Origin of the sequence: Dankookia sp. GCM10030260 (assembly GCF_042666655.1) — a bacterium.
GTDB lineage: Bacteria > Pseudomonadota > Alphaproteobacteria > Acetobacterales > Acetobacteraceae > Paracraurococcus.
Genome location: NZ_JBHTDE010000001.1, coordinates 860416 through 880465 on the forward strand (window position 1 = coordinate 860416; position 20050 = coordinate 880465).

General features: G+C 70.4%; 18 protein-coding genes. 12 read left to right on the forward strand and 6 right to left on the reverse strand.

Going from position 1 to position 20050, the window contains the following annotated elements:
- Nucleotides 1–100 precede the first annotated feature (100 nt).
- Both ACFQS7_RS04185 and ACFQS7_RS04190 read left to right on the forward strand, forming a co-directional pair.
- Complete coding sequence (locus tag ACFQS7_RS04185) at nt 101–586, forward strand: flavodoxin family protein (RefSeq protein WP_380065759.1); 486 nt, start codon at nt 101–103, stop codon at nt 584–586.
- Nucleotides 587–900: 314 nt separating this feature from the next.
- Complete coding sequence (locus ACFQS7_RS04190; RefSeq protein WP_380065760.1) at nt 901–1674, forward strand: glucose 1-dehydrogenase; 774 nt, start codon at nt 901–903, stop codon at nt 1672–1674.
- A gap of 25 nt (nt 1675–1699) precedes the next feature.
- Here ACFQS7_RS04190 and ACFQS7_RS04195 read toward each other — a convergent pair whose 3' ends face one another.
- On the reverse strand, nt 1700–3388 hold the full coding sequence (locus ACFQS7_RS04195) for an HWE histidine kinase domain-containing protein (RefSeq protein WP_380065761.1): 1689 nt from the start codon (nt 3386–3388) through the stop codon (nt 1700–1702).
- Between the two features lie 561 nt (nt 3389–3949).
- Here ACFQS7_RS04195 and ACFQS7_RS04200 point away from each other — a divergent pair.
- Nucleotides 3950–5062: an S-(hydroxymethyl)glutathione dehydrogenase/class III alcohol dehydrogenase gene (locus tag ACFQS7_RS04200; RefSeq protein ID WP_380065762.1), complete on the forward strand. Its 1113-nt coding sequence runs from the start codon at nt 3950–3952 to the stop codon at nt 5060–5062.
- Nucleotides 5059–5910 carry an S-formylglutathione hydrolase gene (fghA, locus tag ACFQS7_RS04205; protein ID WP_380066194.1) on the forward strand — a complete coding sequence of 284 codons (852 nt, stop codon included), beginning with the start codon at nt 5059–5061 and terminating at the stop codon, nt 5908–5910. The genes ACFQS7_RS04200 and fghA overlap by 4 nt, the downstream gene beginning before the upstream one ends.
- Here fghA and ACFQS7_RS04210 read toward each other — a convergent pair.
- Nucleotides 5900–6265, reverse strand: coding sequence for a hypothetical protein (locus ACFQS7_RS04210; protein ID WP_380065763.1), 366 nt, complete (start codon nt 6263–6265; stop codon nt 5900–5902). The two genes, fghA and ACFQS7_RS04210, sit on opposite strands and share 11 nt — an antisense overlap.
- Before the next feature lie 60 nt (nt 6266–6325).
- Between ACFQS7_RS04210 and ACFQS7_RS04215 the strand changes: the two genes are divergently transcribed.
- Nucleotides 6326–7276, forward strand: a complete 951-nt coding sequence (locus ACFQS7_RS04215; RefSeq protein WP_380065764.1) for an ArsR/SmtB family transcription factor — start codon at nt 6326–6328, stop codon at nt 7274–7276.
- Nucleotides 7277–7300: 24 nt separating this feature from the next.
- Complete coding sequence (gene metH / locus ACFQS7_RS04220) at nt 7301–10807, forward strand: methionine synthase (protein WP_380065765.1); 3507 nt, start codon at nt 7301–7303, stop codon at nt 10805–10807.
- On the opposite strand, the gene ACFQS7_RS04225 is transcribed toward metH, so the two are convergent.
- From ACFQS7_RS04225 to ACFQS7_RS04235, 3 genes are read right to left on the reverse strand one after another with little or no spacing between them, the layout of a single operon-like run.
- Nucleotides 10804–11013: a hypothetical protein gene (locus tag ACFQS7_RS04225; RefSeq protein ID WP_380065766.1), complete on the reverse strand. Its 210-nt coding sequence runs from the start codon at nt 11011–11013 to the stop codon at nt 10804–10806. The two genes, metH and ACFQS7_RS04225, sit on opposite strands and share 4 nt — an antisense overlap.
- A gap of 22 nt (nt 11014–11035) precedes the next feature.
- Nucleotides 11036–12172 carry a 2-methylaconitate cis-trans isomerase PrpF family protein gene (locus ACFQS7_RS04230; RefSeq protein WP_380065767.1) on the reverse strand — a complete coding sequence of 379 codons (1137 nt, stop codon included), beginning with the start codon at nt 12170–12172 and terminating at the stop codon, nt 11036–11038.
- Nucleotides 12169–14481 carry a xanthine dehydrogenase family protein molybdopterin-binding subunit gene (locus ACFQS7_RS04235; protein ID WP_380065768.1) on the reverse strand — a complete coding sequence of 771 codons (2313 nt, stop codon included), beginning with the start codon at nt 14479–14481 and terminating at the stop codon, nt 12169–12171. The genes ACFQS7_RS04230 and ACFQS7_RS04235 overlap by 4 nt, the downstream gene beginning before the upstream one ends.
- 116 nt (nt 14482–14597) lie before the next feature.
- Here ACFQS7_RS04235 and ACFQS7_RS04240 point away from each other — a divergent pair, with 116 nt between their 5' ends.
- From ACFQS7_RS04240 to ACFQS7_RS04255, 4 genes are read left to right on the forward strand one after another with little or no spacing between them, the layout of a single operon-like run.
- Nucleotides 14598–15737 carry an acyl-CoA dehydrogenase family protein gene (locus tag ACFQS7_RS04240; RefSeq protein WP_380065769.1) on the forward strand — a complete coding sequence of 380 codons (1140 nt, stop codon included), beginning with the start codon at nt 14598–14600 and terminating at the stop codon, nt 15735–15737.
- Nucleotides 15737–16726: an acyl-CoA dehydrogenase family protein gene (locus tag ACFQS7_RS04245; protein ID WP_380065770.1), complete on the forward strand. Its 990-nt coding sequence runs from the start codon at nt 15737–15739 to the stop codon at nt 16724–16726. Before ACFQS7_RS04240 ends, ACFQS7_RS04245 begins: the two co-directional genes overlap by 1 nt.
- Nucleotides 16727–16744: 18 nt before the next feature.
- Complete coding sequence (locus ACFQS7_RS04250; protein WP_380065771.1) at nt 16745–17545, forward strand: crotonase/enoyl-CoA hydratase family protein; 801 nt, start codon at nt 16745–16747, stop codon at nt 17543–17545.
- The gene (locus tag ACFQS7_RS04255; protein ID WP_380065772.1) at nt 17545–18705 is read left to right on the forward strand and encodes a pyridoxal phosphate-dependent aminotransferase; all 1161 of its coding nucleotides are present in this window, start codon (nt 17545–17547) and stop codon (nt 18703–18705) included. The genes ACFQS7_RS04250 and ACFQS7_RS04255 overlap by 1 nt, the downstream gene beginning before the upstream one ends.
- A 55-nt stretch (nt 18706–18760) precedes the next feature.
- Here the strand turns inward: ACFQS7_RS04255 and ACFQS7_RS04260 are convergent, their stop codons facing one another.
- Nucleotides 18761–19111, reverse strand: a complete 351-nt coding sequence (locus tag ACFQS7_RS04260; RefSeq protein ID WP_380065773.1) for a phasin family protein — start codon at nt 19109–19111, stop codon at nt 18761–18763.
- A 180-nt stretch (nt 19112–19291) separates the two neighbouring features.
- Between ACFQS7_RS04260 and ACFQS7_RS04265 the strand changes: the two genes are divergently transcribed.
- Both ACFQS7_RS04265 and ACFQS7_RS04270 read left to right on the forward strand, forming a co-directional pair.
- The gene (locus ACFQS7_RS04265; protein ID WP_380065774.1) at nt 19292–19696 is read left to right on the forward strand and encodes a four-helix bundle copper-binding protein; all 405 of its coding nucleotides are present in this window, start codon (nt 19292–19294) and stop codon (nt 19694–19696) included.
- 12 nt (nt 19697–19708) lie between these two features.
- Nucleotides 19709–20026, forward strand: coding sequence for a DUF6496 domain-containing protein (locus ACFQS7_RS04270; RefSeq protein WP_380065775.1), 318 nt, complete (start codon nt 19709–19711; stop codon nt 20024–20026).
- Nucleotides 20027–20050 lie beyond the last annotated feature (24 nt).

Sequence of the window (20050 nt, forward strand, 5' to 3'; positions counted from 1 at the left end):
GCGTCGGCCAGGAAGACATCGGGGCCGGCTCCGCGGGTGAGGGGCCGCGCAGCATGCCGGCGCGGCGGGACGCGGAAAGCGCCGCGCGCTATCCTGCCGCATGGCCCGCCTGCTGATCGTCTTCCATTCCCGCACCGGCGCCGCTCGGCAGATGGCCGAGGCCGCCGCCCGCGCCGCCGCCGCCGAGGCCGAGTGCCGCATGCTGCCCGCCGAGGCCGCCGGGCCGGCCGACCTGCTGGCCGCCGACGGCTACCTCTTCGCCGGGCCCGAAAACCTGGCGGCGCTCTCCGGCCCGATGAAGGACTTCTTCGACCGCTGCTACTACCCGGTGCTGGAGAGGCTGAACGGCCGCCCCTACGCCCTGCTCATCGCCGCCGGCTCCGACGGCACCGGCGCCGCGCGCCAGGCTGCCCGCATCGCCACCGGCTGGCGCCTGCGCCCGGTGGCCGAGCCGCTGATCGTCTGCACCCGGGCGCAGACGCCGGAGGCGATCCTGGCCCCGAAGCACCTGGCCGAGGCCGACCTGCGCCGCTGCGAGGAATTGGGCGCGGCCCTCGGCGCCGGCCTGGCGCTCGGCATCTTCTGAAGCCGCGCTCGGCGGTTTTCGTTGCGCCCGGCGCCGGAATCTGCGATGGGAATATCATCAGCGGCCGCATCGCGTCCGGGGTGCGGCAGCGGGGCGGGCTTCAGGCGCTCAATGCCTCAAATCCTGAAGCGTGGTCCGCGCAAACCCGCGGATTTCGGGCGCCGCCGCCGATCGGCGCCGCTGCGGCCTCAACTCCTTTGAGCCGGATTTCAGGCTTTTGCCGCCTCAAATCCGCATGGCCCCGCCGCCACGGGCGGCTGTTCCGGCAGGCCGATCCGGTGGAAGCTGCACCGAACGGGAGGAAGGAACACGTCATGGCGGATGCAGGCAGCCCGGTCACCCTGGTGACCGGCGGGGCGGAGGGGATCGGCTGGGCGATCGCGCAGCGCTTCGCCGCCGGCGGCCACCGCCTGGTCATCGCCGACCTGCGGCCGGACGCGGCCGAGGCCCGCGCCCGCACCCTGGGGGAGGGGCACCTGGCGCTCGGCTGCGACGTGGCCGCGGAGCCCGCAGTGGTGGCGATGGTGGGCGCGGCGCTGGCGCGCATGGGCCGGCTCGACGTGCTGGTGAACAATGCCGGCATCGCCGACACCTTCCTGCCGACGGTGGAGCAGGGAGCGAACCTTTTCATGCGCCAGCTCGACATCCACCTGAAGGGCACCTTCGTGGCGAGCCGCGAGGCGGCGAAGGCGATGCTGGCAGCGGGTGGCGGCGCCATCGTCAATCTGGCCTCGATCGCCGGGCTCACCGGCCTGCCGCGGCGCAACGGCTATGCCGCGGCCAAGGCGGGGATCATCGCGCTGACCCGGACCCTGGCGGCGGAATGGGGCCATGGTGGGGTGCGGGTGAACGCCATCGCCCCCGGCTACGTCCGCACCGCGCTGGTCGAGGCGCTGGAGCGCGCCGGCAAGATCGACACCGCGGCGATCGCCCGGCGGGCGCCGCTGGGACGGCTGGCGCGGCCGGCGGAGGTGGCGGAGGCGGCCTGGTTCCTGGCCTCGCCGGCGGCGAGCTACGTCACCGGGGTGACGCTGCCGGTGGATGGCGGGTGGATGGCCTACGGCGCGGCGGGGGACGCGCCCGACTGACGCCGCCAACGCTTCCGGCCGAGGGTCAGGCGCCGTCCGCGATGCCGTACTGCACGGCATGCTGGGATGCCTGCGGCGGCAGCTCCAGGCCGCGGCTCACCTTGCCGGGCGGCAGGGTGAAGCCGACCTGCAGCCCGCCGGCCTGCCAGTCGAATTCGATCGTGCCGCCAAGCTGGCGCTCGACGAGCTGGGTGATGAGCCGGGAGCCGAAGCTGAAGGTCTGCGGCTCGTCCGCCAGGGTCGGGCCGCCGGACTCGGCCCAGGTGAAACGCAGGCCGTCGCCCGCAGCGGCGAAGCCCCAGACGAGCCGCACCCGGCCCTCCGGCCGGGAGAGCGCGCCGTGCTTGGCGGCGTTGGTGGCCAGCTCGTGCAGCAGCATCGCCATGGGCTGGACGGCTTCGGCCACCAGGTTGGCGGCGGGACCCGCCAGCACGACCCGCTCGGCATAGGGGGCAAGCTCGCCCTCGGCGATCGCCTTCACGTCGCCGCCGCTCCAGGCCGCCTTCGACAGCAGCGAATGGGCCCGGGCCATCGCCGCGATGCGGCCGACAAGGACCGTGGCGAACTGGTCCGGCGGCACGGCGCGCGGGGCCAGCTGGGCGAGCGACAGCGCCACCGCGAGCGCATTCTTCGCCCGGTGGTCGACCTCCCGCATCAGCAGGGCCTGGCGTTCGTCGGCCTGCTGCTTGGCCAGGTCCCGCGCCCGCAGGGCGTCGTCCGCGGCTATGAGGCCGCGCCGCAGCGCCTCGAACTCGGCGACGCCCGAGGCCGGCGGGAAGAGCCGGGGCGTCGTGGCGCCGGTGGTGCCGAGCGCTTGCACGGCGCGGACCAGGGCGGTCACCGGCTGGATCAGGCGACGCGACAGCCAGACCGCCAGCATGGTCCCCAGCAGGACCAGCAGGCCGCCGCCCAGTGCCAGCATCTCGAGCGGCCGGCGCCAGCTGGCGACGTAGTTCGACCGCAACTCGACACTGCCGATGACCCAGCCGGGCACGGTGCCGAGGCGGGCGAAGCCGAGGACTACCGCCTGTCCCGATACCGAGATACCTTCGAGGAAGCCGGCGGCCCGGCCCGCGGTGCTGGTGGTGAACCACTCCGGTGCCTGGCGACCGACATAGGCCTCGTGCTCGCGGGAACGGGCGACGACGCGCTGGCTGGAATCGACGAGGACGTCGAAGCCCATGCCCCGGGACGACTGCCCTTCCAGCAGCCGGGCGATGCGTTCCGGCTGCAGGCGCGCCGCCAGGACGAAGCGGACCTGCCCGGCCCGCTCGACCGGGACGGCAACCCCGACCACCGGCCGCTGTGCCACCGCGCCGATGACGAGGTCCGTGACCAGCGGCTTGCCGGTTGCCGCCACGGCCCGGAAATCCGCGGCCGAGATCCGGCCGGCCGGTGCGCCCGGCGGCAGGGCGGTGTTGATGATCTGCCGCAGGCTGCCGCCATCCAGCAGGGTGACCGAGGTCGAGAGCGCGGCGGAGGCGCGGCGGGCTTCCACCTCGAAGGCGTCGAGATCCGGCACCAGCCCGTCGAGCGCGGAGGAGCCGGCGAGGGTGGCCATGGTGGCCCGATAGGCGCCGATCTCGCGGTCCATGGCGAGGGCGAGCGCCTGTGCCGTGCTGACCATCCCGGCCTGAAAGGCCTCCTGGTAGGCTGCGACAGCACGCTTGGCCACGGCGGTGCCCACGCCGAAAGCCGGAATGAGCATCGCCATAGCAAGGGCAATCAGATAAAATTCAAAACGCAATAGTAATTTCTTTGGTTTGGCATTTGCTGAGGGCATTATATGTAACTGCTGTGGGTCCTTCCGGCCAAGACGGCAATCAAAAGCAAATCGGGCTGATATTGTACACTCTTCGAAGGTTGCAAAGAATACCAGATAGCCTTGATGAGCTTGTTCTGTTCAGCGGTGGGTCGGCGGGATGAGGCGCGTATCGCGCCTCGCTGCCCGGCTCCTGGTCGGCCTTGCCCCGCCGGCGCCCAGCCTCCGCGTAGCCACAGCTTTGTCCGAAGGTGCCATGCGTCTCGACCGGGCACGGCGCGCCGGCAGCGCCCCGCCGATGCCCCAGTCATTGCAGCTTGTGCGCGATTCGACCGTGGGTTTTATCGGCCGCAGCGCGACATGGCCGATCCACCACGTCCTGTCCCGCCGGGCTGCAGGGGCCTGCCCCGGCGCGTCGTGCACCCATGCGCACCCATTGTCCGGCCCGGGCGTTGAACCAACCCGCACCCCACGGCATTCTCCCCCCGACGCCGCCAAGGGAGGGACCGCACCATGAAGACACGTGCCGCCGTGGCCTGGGAGGCCAAGAAGCCCCTCACCATCGAGACCGTGGAACTGGACGGCCCGAAGCCTGGGGAGGTGCTGGTCGAGATCATGGCGACAGGCGTCTGCCACACCGATGCCTACACGCTGGACGGCCTGGATTCGGAAGGCCTGTTTCCCGCCATCCTGGGGCATGAGGGCGCCGGGATCGTGCGCGAGATCGGCGCCGGCGTCACCAGCGTGAAGGTCGGCGACCACGTCATCCCGCTCTACACGCCGGAATGCCGGCAGTGCAAAACCTGCCTCAGCCAGCGCAGCAACCTCTGCACCTCGATCCGCGCGACCCAGGGCAAGGGGGTGATGCCGGATGGCAGCAGCCGCTTCAAGTGCGAAAAGGCGCAGGTCTTCCACTACATGGGCTGCAGCACCTTCTCGAACTTCATCGTGCTGCCGGAGATCGCGGTGGCCAAGGTCCGCGAAGACGCGCCCTTCGACAAGATCTGCTACATCGGCTGCGGCGTCACCACCGGCATCGGCGCGGTGATCTACACCGCCAAGGTCTGGCCGGGCGCCAACGTGGTGGTCTTCGGCCTGGGCGGCATCGGGCTGAACGTGATCCAGGGCGCCCGCATGGTCGGCGCCGACAAGATCATCGGCGTCGACATCAACCTGGCGAAGCAGGAGATGGCCCGCAAGTTCGGCATGACCCACTTCGTCAACCCGACCGAGGTCGGCAACGACAAGGTGGTGCAGGCGATCGTCGACCTGACCGGCGGCGGCGCCGACTTCTCCTTCGACTGCACCGGCAATGTCAACGTCATGCGCCAGGCGCTCGAATGCTGCCACCGCGGCTGGGGCGAGAGCATCATCATCGGCGTGGCGGAAGCCGGGAAGGAAATCGCCACCCGGCCGTTCCAGCTGGTCACCGGCCGCGTGTGGCGCGGCTCGGCCTTCGGCGGCGCGCGCGGGCGGACCGACGTGCCGCGCATCGTCGACTGGTACATGGAGGGCAAGATCAACATCGACGACCTGATCACCCACACCATGCCGCTGGACAAGATCAACGACGCCTTCGACCTGATGCATGCGGGCAAGTCGATCCGCTCCGTGGTGGTGTTCTGAGCGCGCCCGAGGTCGTCTCCCGCGCCCGCTGCTTCGGCGGCGAGCAGCGCGTGCTGCGCCACGCCTCGGCCGAGACCGGGACGGCGATGCGCTTCGCGGCCTTCATCCCGCCGCAGGCGCTGGACGGGGCGAAGGTGCCGGTGGTGTGGTTCCTCGCCGGCCTGACCTGCACGGAGGAGAATTTCACCGTCAAGGCCGGGGCGCAGCGCGTCGCGGCCGAACTCGGCCTGCTGCTGGTGGCGCCCGATACCTCGCCGCGCGGCGAGGACGTGCCGGACGATGCGGAGAAGGCCTACGATTTCGGCCTCGGCGCTGGCTTCTATGTCGATGCGACGCAGGAACCCTGGGCGCGCAACTACCGCATGCGCAGCTATATCGAGCGGGAATTGCCCGCGCTGGTCGCCGCCGGGCTACCCGCCGACATGGCGCGGCAGGGCATCATGGGCCATTCCATGGGCGGGCACGGCGCGCTGACCATCGCGCTGCGCAATCCGGGGCGGTTCAAGGCGGTTTCCGCCTTCGCGCCCATTGCCTCGCCGCTGCGCTGCCCCTGGGGGGAGAAGGCGCTGGGTGGCTACCTAGGCCCCGACCGCGCGGCCTGGCGTCCATACGACGCCACCGCGTTGATCGAGGACGGTGCCCGCGTCGCCGAAATCCTGGTCGACCAGGGTTCGGCCGACGGCTTCCTCGACACCCAGTTGAAGCCGGAATTGCTGGAAGCCGCCTGCGGCATGGCCGGCATCCCGCTGACCCTGCGGCGGCAGCCGGGCTACGACCATTCCTACTTCTTCATCGCCTCCTTCATGGAGGACCATCTGCGCTGGCACGCGGCGCGCCTCAAGGCCTGAACCGCGCCGCCGTCACCGCGTCGCCGGACAGCGCCGCGGCGATCGCCGCCCGGGCCTCGGGCGTCTCCGCCAGCGCCACCACCCGGTCGAACCAGGGGCATTGCCCGCGCACCCGCGCCTGGAACAGCCGGTCCAGTGCGGCCGCCACCGGCGACCGGCCGCTGCAGCAGCTGCAGGCCACGGCATGGGCCGGCGTGGCGTCGAAGCTGCCCATGGTCACGGCGCCCTCCGGCAGGGCCGGGGCCGGGGCCGCGGTAAGCACCGCCGAGTTCGGCCCCGCCGCCAGCGCCGCCGCCAGCGCCGCCGCGCTCTCCGTCACCAGCAGGGGAATCCGCGCATCCAGGGACCAGGCCACGTGTTCAGGCTCCGTAGAGGTTGCTGGACATAAGGATATGTTTATGTCATTTCTACACCCATGGACAAATTCCTGGCCCAGCTGCGTGCCGCCGCCGAGCCGACCAGGCTTCGCCTGCTGGCTCTTTGCGCCCGCGGCGCCTTCTGCGTGACCGATCTGTGCGAAGTGCTGGGGCAATCCCAGCCACGCCTCTCCCGCCACCTGAAGCTGCTGGTCGAGGCCGGGTTGCTGGAGCGCGTGCCGGAAGGCGCCAACGCCTATTTCCAGGTCCCCGGCAGCGCCGGCCTGGTGCACCAGCTGCTGGCCCGCATGCCGGAGGACGACCAGATGCTGGCCGCCGACCGCCGCCAGGCCGCCCGGCTGGCGGCCGAACGTGCCCGCGCTGCCTCCGACAGCTTCCGCCGGCACGGTGCCGACTGGGACGAGATGCGCGCGCTCGGCCTGCCCGCCGAGGCGATCGAGGCGGCGCTGGTCGCCGCCCTGCCGGAGAAGCCGGGCCGGGTGCTGGATATCGGTACCGGCACCGGCCGGCTGCTGGAATTGCTCGCCGGCCGGGCCGAGGCGGCGCTCGGCGTCGATGCCAGCCGCGACATGCTGGCGCTGGCCCGCGCCCGGCTCACCGAACGCGGCCTGGGTGGCCATTGCGCGGTGCGCCAGGCCGACATGTACCGGCTGCCGCTGCCCGATGCCGGCTTCGACGTCGTCGCCCTGCAGATGGTGCTGCATTATGCCGAGGATCCCGCCGCGGCGCTTGCCGAGGCGGCGCGGGTGCTGCGGCCCGACGGGCTGCTGCTGGTGGTGGACCTTGCCGCGCATGAACGCGGCGAGCTGCTGGAGCACCACGCGCATCGCTGGCCCGGCTTCGACGATGCCGGCATGGCCGGCTGGCTGGGCGCGGCGGGCTGCGCCTGGCTGCCGCCGGTCGAGATCGCCGGGCCGCTCGCGGTCCGGCTCTGGCCGGCGCGGCGAATGCCGGGCGTCGTCGCCGCCGTGCCTGCGCTTACCTTCTGATATTTTGCGGAAAGTACCCCTCTCATGTCCCGTCCCCCCCTGCTCGAAGCGCTCCGCAACCGCGTCCTGCTTTGCGACGGCGGCATGGGCAGCCGCGTGCAGGCGCTGACCCTCGACATCGACAAGGATTACTGGGGCAAGGAGAACTGCACCGACGTGCTGAACCTCTCGCGCCCCGACTTGGTGCGGGAGATCCACCGCGGCTACTACGAGGCCGGCGCCGACATGGTGCTGACCAACAGCTTCGGCGGGTCGCCGGTCACGCTCGGCGAGTTCGAGCTGGAGGACCGCGCCTTCGAGATCTGCAAGGCCTCGGGCGAATTGGCGCGCGAGGCGGCGGAGAGCTTCGCCGACGGCCGCGACCGCTGGGTGATCGGCGATATCGGCCCGGGGACGAAGCTGCCGAGCCTCGGCCATATCGGTTACGACGCGCTGCAGGCGGCGCTGGAGGTGCAGTGCCTCGGGCTGATCGCCGGCGGGGTGGATGCCATCCTGACCGAGACCAACCAGGACACGCTGTTCATCAAGGCGGCGGTGAATGCCGCCAAGGCCGCGTTGAAGCAGACGGGCAAGGACATCCCGATCTTCGTGCAGGTCACGGTCGAGACCACCGGCACGCTGCTGGTCGGGCCGGATATCCATGCGGCGTCCACCGTCGTGCATTCGCTGGACGTGCCGCTGATCGGGCTGAACTGCGCCACCGGCCCGCAGGAGATGGCGGAGCATGTCCGCTTCCTCAGCCAGAACTGGCCGGGGCTGATCAGCGTGCAGCCGAATGCCGGCCTGCCCGAACTGGTCGACGGCAAGACCCACTACCCGCTGGGCGCGGCCGAGATGGCGAGCTGGATGGAGCGCTTCGTCCGCGAGGATGGCGTCAACCTGATCGGCGGCTGCTGCGGCACCTCGACGCCGCACATCGAGGCGCTGGATGCGATGCTGCGGAAGCATGGCGAGTGGCGCCCGACGCCGGTGGCGCGGAAGCACCATTGGGTGCCCTCCGTCGCCTCGCTGTACGGCGCGGTGCCGCTGCGGCAGGAAAACGCCTATTTCTCCATCGGCGAGCGATGCAACGCCAATGGCTCCAAGGCCTGGCGGGAACGCCAGGCGGCGCATGACTGGGATGGCTGCGTCGCCATCGGCCGCGAGCAGGTGGGGGAAGGCTCCAACAGCCTCGACATCTGCACCGCCTTCGTCGGGCGCAACGAGATGCAGGAGATGAACGAGGTCGTCACCCGCTTCACCTCCTCGGTCAACGCGCCGCTGGTGATCGACAGCACCGAGACGCCGGTGATCGAGGCCGCGCTGAAGCTGCATGGCGGCAAGCCGATCATCAACTCGATCAACTTCGAGGATGGCGAGCACGCCGCCGAGGAGCGGCTGGTCCTGGCGAAGAAGTTCGGCGCCTGCGTCATCGCCCTGACCATCGACGAGGTCGGCATGGCGAAGACCGCCGAGGACAAGCTGCGGATCGCGACAAGGCTGGTCGACTTCGCCTGCAACAAGCACGGCCTGGCGCAGTCCGACCTGCTGATCGACCCGCTGACCTTCACCATCGCCACCGGCAACGAGGATGACCGCAAGCTCGGCCAGTGGACGCTGGAGGGCATCCGGATGATCCGCGACGCCTTCCCCGACATCCAGATCATCCTCGGCCTGTCCAACATCAGCTTCGGGCTGAACCCGGCGGCACGGCACGTGCTCAACAGCGTTTTCCTGGATCACGCCGTGAAGGCCGGCATGACCGGGGCGATCGTGCATGTCAGCAAGATCAAGCCGCTGCACCTGATCCCGCCGGAGGAAGTGCAGGTGGTCGAGGACCTGATCTTCGACCGCCGCTCGGAGGGCTACGACCCGCTGCAGAAGGTGCTGGAGATCTTCTCCGGCCGGAAGGCGGCGGACAACGTCAAGAAGGTGCGGGCGGAGACGGTCGAAGGCCGGTTGAAGGACCGCATCGTCGACGGCGACCGCAAGGGGCTGGGCGAGGAGCTGCAGGACGCGCTCGACGCCGGCAACACCCCGCTGTCGATCATCAACGATGTGCTGCTCGACGGCATGAAGGTGGTGGGCGAGCTGTTCGGCGCCGGAAAGATGCAGCTGCCCTTCGTGCTGCAGTCCGCCGAGACGATGAAGGCCGCCGTCGCCTATCTGGAACCCTTCATGGAGAAGATCGAGGGCCAGGAGAAGGGCACCATCGTCCTCGCCACGGTGAAGGGCGACGTGCACGACATCGGCAAGAACCTGGTCGACATCATCCTGACCAACAACGGCTACCGGGTGGTCAACCTCGGCATCAAGGTCCCGCTGGCCGACATGGTGGCGGCGGTGAAGACCCACCGGGCGCATGCGATCGGCATGAGCGGGCTGCTGGTGAAGTCCACCGTGGTGATGCGCGAGAACCTGGAGGAGATGGCCCGCATCGGGCTCGAGGTGCCGGTGCTGCTGGGCGGTGCCGCGCTGACCCGCAACTATGTCGAGGACGACTGCGTCCGCGCCTATGCCGGCGGCGAGACATCGGGCCGCGTCGCCTATGCGCGGGATGCCTTCGACGGGCTGCACCTGATGGACAAGGTGACCGGCAACGGCTTCGACGACTACCTGGCCGCGATCCAGACGAAGCGCGTCGGCAAGGCGCGCAACGAAAGCCGTACGCTCGGCACCGCCGACCCGCGCGGCTTCGCGCCGGTCGATATCAAGTATGCCCAGGAACGCCGCCGCCGCGTCACCGCCGGCGAGCCGATCCCCGATCCGCCCTTCTGGGGCGCCCGGGTGCTGGAATCCGCGCCGAAGGCCGTGGTGCCCTTCATCAACGAGCGCAGTCTGTATCAATTCCAGTGGGGCTTCCGGAAGCAGGGCCGTTCGCTGGAGGATTTCCTCGGCTGGGCCAAGCAGGAGCTGCGCCCAGTGCTGAAGCGCATGCTGGCGCTGACCGAGGCGCAGAACATTTTGCGGCCGCAGGCGATCTACGGCTACTGGAAATGCGCCGGCCAGGGCAACGACCTGGTGCTGTTCGAACAGGACGGCATGACCGAGGTGTGCCGCTTCACCCTGCCGCGGCAGCCGAAGCAGGACGGCGAGTGCATCGCCGACTTCATCCGGGACATCGAGGACGGGCCGAACTCACGCGACGTGATCGGGCTGCAGGTGGTCACCGTCGGCCAGAAGGCCTCCGACATGGCGCGCGACTGGTTCGAGGACAACCGCTACCAGGACTACCTGTACCTGCACGGCCTTTCGGTGGAGATGGCCGAGGCGATGGCGGAATATGTCCATAAACGCATCCGCTCCGAGCTCGGCTTCGCCGGCGAGGACGACCGCGACATGGACAAGATGCTGGCCCAGGGCTACCGCGGCGGCCGCTACAGCTTCGGCTACCCGGCCTGCCCGCGGCTGGAGGACCAGGTGCCGCTGCTGAAGCTGCTGGAGGCCGAGCGGATCGGCGTGAGCATCAGCGACGAGTGGCAGCTGCACCCGGAGCAGTCGACCAGCGCGATCGTGCTGCACCACCCGCGGGCGAAGTACTTCTCGGTCTAACGGTTGGCGGCTTTGTGCGAGCCGACATTCTCGTGCCACTCGATCGGCAGCCCGTCCCAGGTGGCGAGCTGCTTGCCCGGCCATTTCCGCCGCACATAGACCTGGAAGCCATCCGCGGTGGCTTCCACATAGCCTGACTTGCCGTCGTTGAGCCGGAGGTGCTGCGCCAGCGCCTCCGCCTGTTCCCGCATGTAGCTCTCGCTCATCGCCGTGCTCCTTCCGCTATGCCTATATGGGAAGCGCGACCGCCCCCTGCATCAGCCGTCGTTGCGTGCGGAATACCACCGCGCTGTCCGCCTGCCAGCCGGCCTTGTCCCGCCGCACCTCGGCGCCGACGGTCAGCATGCCGGAAGGATGCGCGACGCGGACCTCTTCCGGCCGCGCACCGCGGGCGGCCAGGGTATGCGCGATGCTGCCCTCGATCCGGCAGGCGACGGCCAGGCAGAGCGCGCCGGTCATCGGCACCGCGCGGTGCGGCCGTTCCATCGACAGCATGCGGATGGTCACGTCATGGCCGGCCGGGTCCAGCACCGTGCCGTCGAGGATGCGGGCCGCGGTCGGGACGGCCAACAGGGCGACGCGCGGATTGGCGAGACCCACGGCTTCCTCGGTCGCCGCGAGGCCCATGGCGACACCGGCGATGCGGCGGATGCGGTCGAGCAGCGCCATCAGATCGGCGCGCGCCTCGATCGCCTCCGGCGCTTCGACGCCGGTCAGGCCGAGATCGCGTGCATCGACGAAGACCGCCGGGTTGGCCGCATCCACCAGGCTGGCGCGCAACCGCCCGAAGCCGGGGATGTCCAGCACGTCCACCGCATTGCCTGTCGGCAGCAACCCGGCGCATTGCGAGCCGCCGGGCGAAAGGAAGTCGAGCCGGATGCGCGCGCCGGTGCCGGCGACGCCGGCGATGGCGAAGTCGCCGCGAGTCTCGGCGCGGCCGTCGCGGACGGGGAAGCGCGCGTGGATGAGCTTTCGCGTGTTGACCTGATGGATGCGGACCAGCGCCTCGCCATCCGCGACGTGCACCAGGCCTTCGTCCACCGCGAAGGGGCCGACGGCGGCGGAGAGGTTGCCGCAATTGCCCTTCCAGTCGACCACCGGCCGATCCACCGAGATTTGGGCGAAGGTATAGTCCACATCGGCCTCCGGGCGGGTCGGCGGGCCGATGATGACGCCCTTCGACAGCGACGAGATGCCACCACCCATGCCGTCGAGCTGCCGCCCGTTCGGGTCGGGGCTGCCGAGCACGCCGAGCAGGATCGGGTCGATCGCCGCGCGGTCGGCCGGCAGGTCGCGGGCGTGGAAGAAGACGCCCTTCGAGGAGCCACCACGGATGAAGGCGGCGGGAATGAAGCGCTGGGTCATGCCGCCTGCGCCGCCAGCACGCGCCAGACTTTTTCGGGTGTCACCGGCATGTCGATATGGGCGATCCCCAGCGCGTCGCAGATCGCCGAAACGATTGCCGGCGGCGCGCCGCAGGCGCCGCCCTCGCCGGCGCCCTTCACGCCGAGGTCGTTGTTCGGACAGGGCACGATGTTGAAGTCGAGGTCGAAGCTCGGCGCGTCGCTGGCCCGCGGCATGCAGTAGTCCTGGAAGGTGGCGGTCAGGAACTGGCCACTCTCCTTCTCGTAGACCGCGTGTTCCAGCAGCGCCTGGCCGATGCCGGACATGATGCCACCATGCGACTGGCCATGCACCAGCATCGGGTTGATGACGTTGCCGACATCGTCCACCGCAGCATAGCGGACGATCTCAACGCGCCCGGTCTCCGTGTCGATCTCCACCTCGGCCACGTGGCAGCCATTGGGGAAATTGCATTCGGTGCTGCGGGTATAGAGCAACTGCTCGTCGAGCCCGGGCGCCTCGCCCCCGGGCGGCGATTGCGCCAGCTCGATCACCTGGCGCCAGCCGGTGCCGAGGTCGGTGCCGGCGACGCGGAAGCGGCCAGCCTCGAATTCCACGTCGTCCACGCTTGCTTCCAGCAGATGCGCCGCCAGCCGCCGCCCCTTGGCGATGACGAGCTCCGAGGCCCGGGCGATGGCGACGCCACCCATTTGCGAGGAGCGCGAGCCACCAGTGCCGTTGCCCTTCTCGACCACATCGGTGTCGCCCTGGATCAGGCGGACCTTCTCGAAATCCACGCCGAGCTTCTGGTGCAGGATCTGCGCATAGGCCGTCTCGTGCCCCTGGCCATGGCTGAAGGTGCCGACGGTGACGGCGACGCCACCGTCCGCCTCGAACCGCACCCGCGCCCATTCGCTGGGCTGGCCGCCCGAGGCCTCGATGAAATAGCCGAGGCCGATGCCGCGCCGCTTGCCTTGCGCGGCCGAGGCCGCGCGCCGCGCCGGGAAGCCGGCCCAATCGGCCAACGCCTGCGCCTTGGCCTGGGTCTCGGCGAACAAGCCGCTGTCGATCGCGTTGCCGACGACATTGGTATAGGGGATCTGCTCCGGCCGGATGTAGTTGCGCCGGCGGATCTCGTCGCGGCCGATGCCGAATTCGGCGGCGCCGAGGTCGTAGAGCCGTTCGAGCACATAGGCCTGCTCGGGTCGCCCGGCGCCGCGATAGGCGTCGGTTGGCGTGGTATTGGTGAAGACGCAGCTCACCTGCGCATTCAGCGCCTGCACGTCGTAGACCGTGCCGAGGATGCGGCCGCCGGCCACCGTCGGCACGCGCGGGCCGAAATCCTGCAGGTAGGCGCCCATCGCCGCCATGGTGCGGATGCGCACCGCCAGCGTCTTGCCGTCAGCGTCGAAGGCCATCTCGGCCTTGGTCACGTGGTCGCGGCCATGCGGGTCGCACTGGAAGGTCTCGGTCCGGCCGCTGACCCACTTCACCGGCCGTCCCAGGCGTTTCGCCGCCCAGAGCACCATGCCGGATTCGGGGAAGATCTTGCCGCGCAGGCCGAAGCCGCCGCCGACATCCGGGGAGATGACCCGCAGCTTCTCCTTCGGCACCTGCAGGATCAGCCGCGCCAGCCCGTCCTGCACCCGGATCACGCCCTGGGTCGGCGAGTGCAGCGTGTAGCTTTCCGTCGCCGCATCGTATTCGCCGAGCGCGACGCGCGGCTCCATCGGGTTGCCGACCAGGCGGTTGTTGACGAGTTCGAGCGAGACGGTGCGCGCGGCGCGGGCGAAGCCGGCATCCGCCTCCGCCTCCCGCCCGCTGTCCCACAGCACGCAGAGGTTGCTGCCGTTCTCCTCCCAGATCACCGGCGCATCCGGGGCCAGTGCGCCGCCGGTGTCGGTGACGCTGGACAGGATTTCGTAGTCGACCTCGACCAGCTCCGCGGCATCCTGCGCCTCGGCACGCGTTTCGGCGATCACCAGGGCGACGGGGTCGCCGACGAAGCGGACCTTCTCCGTCTGCAGGATCGCGCGCGGGGTCGGGAACAGCTTGGTGCCGCCCTTGCCGGGGACGTCCACCATCACGGGGAACTGGCCGATGCCGTCGGCGGCGGCGTCATGCCCGGTCAGCACCGCGACGACGCCCGGCGCCGCCTGCGCCGCCGCGACGTCGATCGACAGGATGCGGGCATGCGCGTGGGGGGAGCGCAGCACGTAAGCCTGTGCCTGGCCTGGCCGGTTGACGTCTTCGGTGTAGGTGCCGCGGCCGGTCAGCAGCCGGACATCCTCCTTGCGCCGCACCGGCTGGCCGATCCCGAACTTGTCCATGGTCCCGCCCCTCGCTTCCGGGGGAGGAAAGCCGCCCCGGCCGGGCCTGTCGAGGGGGGTGGCGCGACGGCCCGGAATGGGCGAGGAAAGGGGCAACAGGGCAGGAGGAACGGGCCATGGCCGGCTTGCGGTTCGAACTGCGGGACACCCCGCCGGAAGCCGAAGCGTTGCGCGCGGAACTGCGTGGCTTCCTGGCCGAGACCGGGCGCAACTGGAGCCCGATGGTCCGCGGCTATTCCTGGATGGGCTTCGACCGCGACTTCTCGCGCGAGGTCGGCAAGCGCGGCTGGATCGGCATGACCTGGCCCAAGGCCTATGGCGGCGGCGAGCGCACCGCGCTGGAGCGTTACGTGGTGCTGGAGGAGATGCTGGCGGTCGGCGCTCCGGTCGGTGCCCACTGGATCGGGGATAGGCAATCCGGCCCGCTGATCCTTCGTCTCGGCACCGAGGAGCAGCGGCGCGAATTCCTGCCCCGCATCGTCTCCGGCGACCTCGCCTTCGCCATCGGCCTCTCGGAGCCCGACAGCGGCTCCGACCTCGCCAGCCTGCGCACCAAGGCGGAAAAGGTGCCGGGCGGCTGGAAGATCAACGGCCGCAAGGTCTGGACCACCAACGCACATCGCTGCGACTTCATGATCGCCCTGCTGCGCACCGCCCCGGCCCCGGACCCCAAGGCGCGGCACCAGGGGCTGAGCCAGTTCCTGGTGGATTGCCGCGCCTCCGGCATCACCATCCGCCCGATCCTCGACCTGGTGGGGGAGGAAGGTTTCAACGAGATCACCTTCGACGACGTCTTCGTCCCTGACGGCATGCTGGTCGGCCGGGAGGGCAACGGCTGGGAGCAGGCGACCGCCGAGCTGGCCTTCGAGCGCGCCGGGCCGGAACGCTACCTGTCCTCCTTGCCGCTGCTGACCGCGGCGCTCGACGACCTGCGCGACGAACCCGCGGCGGCCGAGACCGTGGGCCGCCTGCTCGCCCGCGCTGGCACGTTGCGGCAGATGTCGCTGGCCGTCGCCGGCATGCTGCAGGACGGCAAGACCCCGGCGCGCGAGGCCGCGCTCGTGAAGGATGTCGGCAACGACTACGAGCAGGCGCTGCCCGAGACACTCCGCAGGCTCTTCGATCCCGCCCGCACGCCCGAGGAGGTGCAGGAGATGCAGCGCATCATGACCATGGTCGCCCGCAGCTATAGCCTGCGCGGCGGCACCCGCGAAATCCTGCGCGGCATCATCGCCCGCCAGCTGGGGCTGCGCTGATGTCGGACGATCTTCGCAGCATCCTGCTGGAGCAGGTGGAGCGCCTGCTGGCCGACAGGGCCGGCCCCGACCTGCTGCGCGCCAACGAACGCGGCGTCTGGCCCGGCGCGCTCTGGGCGGAGGCCGAGGCGCTTGGCCTGCCGACCGCGCTGGCGCCGGAAGCGCTGGGCGGCGCCGGGTTGGGCTGGGGCGATGCGGTGGCGGTCTGGCAAGCGCTGGGCCGGCATGCCTCGCCGATCCCGCTGGGGGAGAGCATGGTCGCCGCGGCGCTGCTGGCCGCCGGCGGCATCGCGCCCCGGGCCGGGCTGCTGGGTCTGGCGGTGGGCAATGCACCGATCGCCTGGGGCCGGCAGGCCGCGGCGGTGGTGATGGTCTCGGCCGGCACCGTGCTGCTGCAGCCGGGCCCTGCCACCCGCCAGGGCAAGGCGCCCTACAGTCGCGAACCGGCCGACCTCGCCGCGCCGGGCGTGCCTTCCGAGGAAGGCCGGCTGCCGGATGGCTTCGGCCCCGATGCGGCGCTGCTGGCCGGCGCGCTGCTGAACGCCGCCCGCATCGCCGGCGCGCTGGAGGCGGTGCTCGACATGACGGTCGAATACGCCAATACCCGCAAGCAATTCGGCCGGCCGATCGGTGGTTTCCAGGCGGTGCAGCAGTTATTGGCACGCTGCGCCGGCGAGGTCGCGGCCGCCGGCGTCGCCGTCGCCAATGCCGGCCGCGCCGCGGACCAGCACGGGCTGGCGGGCGCCGAATTCGAGATTGGCTCGGCCAAGGTGGTGGCCGGGGAAGCCGCCGGGACCGGCGCCGATATCGTCCACCAGGTTCACGCCGCCATCGGCTTCACCGATGACCATCCGCTGCATCTCTTCACCCGCCGCATGTGGGACTGGCGCGACGGCTGCGGCGCGGAGCGCGTCTGGGCGGCACGCATCGGCAAGGCCGCCTTGGCACGCGGCGGCGCAACGCTCTGGGCCGACCTGACGGCCCGCTGAAAAGGGAAGCCCCCAACAATGTCCGACTATGTCAGCTACGAACAGGATGGGCCGATCGTCACGCTCACCCTGAATGCGCCGGACAAGCGCAACGCCATCTCCACCTTCGCCGATTGCGATGCGGTGGTCGCCGCCGTCCACCGGGTGAACCGCGACCGCTCCGTCCGCGCCGTGATCCTGACCGGGGCCGGCACCGCCTTCTGCGCCGGTGGCGACCTGAAGGCGATGCGCGACCGGCGCGGCATCATCGAGGGAAGCCATGCCGACCTGCGGGAGAACTACCGCCGCGGTGTCCAGGCCATGGCGAATGCGCTGTACGACTGCGACGCGCCGACCATCGCCGCGGTGAACGGCCCGGCGATCGGCCTCGGACTGGACGTCGCCTGCATGTGCGACATGCGCATCGCGTCCGAGAAGGCGAGCTTCGCGGAAAGCTTCGTCAAGGTCGGCATCGTCCCCGGCGATGGCGGGGCCTGGCTGCTGCCGCGCGTGGTCGGCATGTCCGTCGCCTGCGAGATGAGCTTCACGGGCGACGTGCTGACGCCGCAGGAGGCCAAGGAGGTCCGCCTGGTCTCCCGCGTCGTCCCGCACGAGGACCTCATGGACGCCGCCCGGGCGCTGGCCGGCCGCATTGCCGCCAACCCGCCGGAGATGGTGCGGATGACCAAGCGCCTGCTGCGGGAGGGCCAGCATACCCGCCTGTCCACCCTGCTGGAGATGTCCGCCGCCTTCCAGGCCCTGGCGCACAGCACCGAGGACCACAAGGAAGCCGTCGGTGCCATGTTGGAAAAACGGAAGCCGACCTTTACAGGGCGCTGATGCAAGCACCTCTCCCGCGCGCCGCCGTCGCCGCGCTCGAAAGCTCGAAGATCCGCGAGGTCTACAACGACGGCGCGGATATCCCCGACCTCATCCCGCTGTGGGTCGGGGAGCCGGATATCCATACGCCGGACTTCATCAAGCAGGCGGCGGCGGAGTCATTGGCGGCGGGGGAGACCTTCTACTCCTCCAACCTCGGCATCGACCCGTTGCGCGACGCCATCGCGCGCTACCAGCAGCGCAACGGCCGGACCGTGACGATGAACCGCGTCTGCGCCACCAGCGCCGGCGTCAATGCCATCATGCTGGCCTGCCAGACGGTGCTCGATCCGGGCGACAAGGTGGTGACCCTGGCACCGCACTGGCCGAATATCGGCGCCATCCCGCTGATCCTTTCGGCGCCGGTCGAGACCGTGCCGCTGCACCTGGCGCAGGGGTTGTGGCGGGTGGACCTGGACCGGCTGCTGGCGGCCATCACCCCGGACACGCGGCTGGTGCTGCTGAACTCCCCCGGCAACCCGACCGGCTTTGCCCTGACGCGGGAGGAGCAGCAGGCGATCCTGGCGCATTGCCGCCGCACCGGCACCTGGATCCTGGCCGACGAGGTCTATGAGCGTCTGTACTACGAAGGCCCGCGGGCGCCCTCTTTCCTCGACATCGCAGGGCCAGAGGACCGCGTCATCGCGGTCAACAGTTTCTCCAAGTCCTGGGCGATGACAGGCTGGCGCCTGGGCTGGCTGGTGGTCCCGCCGACGCTGACCGATTCGGTCGCCAAGCTGGTCGAATACAATACCTCCTGCGCCCCGGTCTTCGTGCAGCGCGCCGGCGTCGCGGCGCTGGACCAGGGCGACGACTTCATCCTGGAGGTCGCGGCGCTGTACCGCCGGCTGCGCGACAGGACGGCGGCGGCGCTCAACGGCGTGGCGGGCGTCACCGCGCCGGTGGCATCCGGCGGGATGTACAGCTTCTTCCGGGTGGAGGGCCTGACCGACAGCCTGGCCGAGGCCAAGCGGATGAGCCGCGGCGCCAAGGTCGGGCTGGCGCCGGGTTCCGCCTTCGGCCCGGGTGGGGAGGGGCATTTCCGACTGTGTTTCGCGCAGCAGGAAGCGACGCTGGAACGCGCGCTGGAACGGGTGACCGGCTGGCTCCGCCGAGGCTGAATGCGGCGGGCCGGCGCTTCACCGCGGCGGTGGCGGCGGCCAGGACGATCGTAGCCTAATTCTTGGCTTTCTCGCCTTGCATCACTTGGCCTATCACCTGGGCCGTATCGCCCTGCATGCGTTGCATCAGGGCGACGAGCTCTTGCGCCGTCTGCAGCCCCATCGCCTGGGCGCGGTCCAGCATCGCCATCATCGCCTGTGCCGCTTCGGGCGGGGCACTGACCTCGGCCAGGCGACGGGCATTCTCGGTCATCTCGTCCAACGCCCGGCGCGTGGCCTGGGCATGCTGCTGCGCCGCGGCCTGCATCCAGGTCATCGCCAGGTGGTTGGCGGCGGCGACCATCTCCATCCCGCGCCGCTGCAGGGCGAGCAGATCCTCCGGCCCGGTGCCGCGGGGCGGCGGCACCAGGGGCCGGAATCCCGATGCTCGCGGTCGCTCGCCATCCATGGCCCTCACCCTGATCGATCCGGTCCGGCGAATGCTGTCGCCGTCGCTCGCGCCAGAATGGCAAGTCCTGCGGCGGAACGCCAGATGCAGCCCGGCGCGCCGTGGCGCGTTGCCTTGCCATGGCAACGGAGGCCAAAGATGGCACAACACCTGACTGCCATGCTGGAGAGCCAGCGGCATCAACCCGTGGCGCTGGCAGTGGTGCGGGACTGCATCGCCGCCTGCCTGGATTGCGGCGCGGCCTGCACCAGTTGCGCCGATGCCTGCCTGGCCGAGCCGATGCTGGCCGGGCTGGCGCCCTGCATCCGGCTGGATCTCGACTGTGCCGATATCTGCCAGGCGACGGCGCGGGTGGTCGGCCGCCTGACTCGGCCGAACAAGGCAAGCATGGCCGCCATCCTGCAAGCCTGCATCGCGGGCTGCGAGGCCTGCGCGGCCGAGTGTTCCAAGCATGCCGGCATGCATGCGCATTGCCGCATCTGCGCCGAGGCCTGCAGCGAATGCGCGAAGGCCTGCCAGGCGCTGCTGGACGTGATGCCGTAACGGGAGGCGGTGATGGCGAAGGAAACGAAGGCACAGCGCGAGACGGTCGAGCGGGTCATGCGCGAATGGAAGGACGGCGCGCTGGAGACGAGCCGCGGCGCGCCGGTGACGTCCCAACAGCAGGCAGTGGCGATCGCACTGCACGAGGCGGGCCAATCGCGCGACGAGACGCCGGCGAAGAACCGGAAGAACCTGCGCACCACCAAGGCGCGGGAGGCCAAGGCCAGCGAGACGCGCGAGGTGCTCTATGCCGAGGCGACGAAGCGCGGCATCCCCGGCCGGTCGCGCATGACCAAGCAGGAACTGGTCAGGGCGCTGCAGCCGCGCTGACCGGCGCGGCTGCAACCGGCAGGG

Bases quoted from the DNA above. Each gene is read 5' to 3' on its own strand.
- ACFQS7_RS04185 (WP_380065759.1), top strand. From the start codon at position 101: ATGGCCCGCCTGCTGATCGTCTTCCATTCCCGCACCGGCGCCGCTCGG.
- ACFQS7_RS04190 (WP_380065760.1), top strand. From the start codon at position 901: ATGGCGGATGCAGGCAGCCCGGTCACCCTGGTGACCGGCGGGGCGGAG.
- ACFQS7_RS04195 (WP_380065761.1), bottom strand. From the start codon at position 3,388: ATGGCGATGCTCATTCCGGCTTTCGGCGTGGGCACCGCCGTGGCCAAG.
- ACFQS7_RS04200 (WP_380065762.1), top strand. From the start codon at position 3,950: ATGAAGACACGTGCCGCCGTGGCCTGGGAGGCCAAGAAGCCCCTCACC.
- ACFQS7_RS04215 (WP_380065764.1), top strand. From the start codon at position 6,326: ATGGACAAATTCCTGGCCCAGCTGCGTGCCGCCGCCGAGCCGACCAGG.
- metH (WP_380065765.1), top strand. From the start codon at position 7,301: ATGTCCCGTCCCCCCCTGCTCGAAGCGCTCCGCAACCGCGTCCTGCTT.
- ACFQS7_RS04225 (WP_380065766.1), bottom strand. From the start codon at position 11,013: ATGAGCGAGAGCTACATGCGGGAACAGGCGGAGGCGCTGGCGCAGCAC.
- ACFQS7_RS04230 (WP_380065767.1), bottom strand. From the start codon at position 12,172: ATGACCCAGCGCTTCATTCCCGCCGCCTTCATCCGTGGTGGCTCCTCG.
- ACFQS7_RS04235 (WP_380065768.1), bottom strand. From the start codon at position 14,481: ATGGACAAGTTCGGGATCGGCCAGCCGGTGCGGCGCAAGGAGGATGTC.
- ACFQS7_RS04240 (WP_380065769.1), top strand. From the start codon at position 14,598: ATGGCCGGCTTGCGGTTCGAACTGCGGGACACCCCGCCGGAAGCCGAA.
- ACFQS7_RS04245 (WP_380065770.1), top strand. From the start codon at position 15,737: ATGTCGGACGATCTTCGCAGCATCCTGCTGGAGCAGGTGGAGCGCCTG.
- ACFQS7_RS04250 (WP_380065771.1), top strand. From the start codon at position 16,745: ATGTCCGACTATGTCAGCTACGAACAGGATGGGCCGATCGTCACGCTC.
- ACFQS7_RS04255 (WP_380065772.1), top strand. From the start codon at position 17,545: ATGCAAGCACCTCTCCCGCGCGCCGCCGTCGCCGCGCTCGAAAGCTCG.
- ACFQS7_RS04265 (WP_380065774.1), top strand. From the start codon at position 19,292: ATGGCACAACACCTGACTGCCATGCTGGAGAGCCAGCGGCATCAACCC.
- ACFQS7_RS04270 (WP_380065775.1), top strand. From the start codon at position 19,709: ATGGCGAAGGAAACGAAGGCACAGCGCGAGACGGTCGAGCGGGTCATG.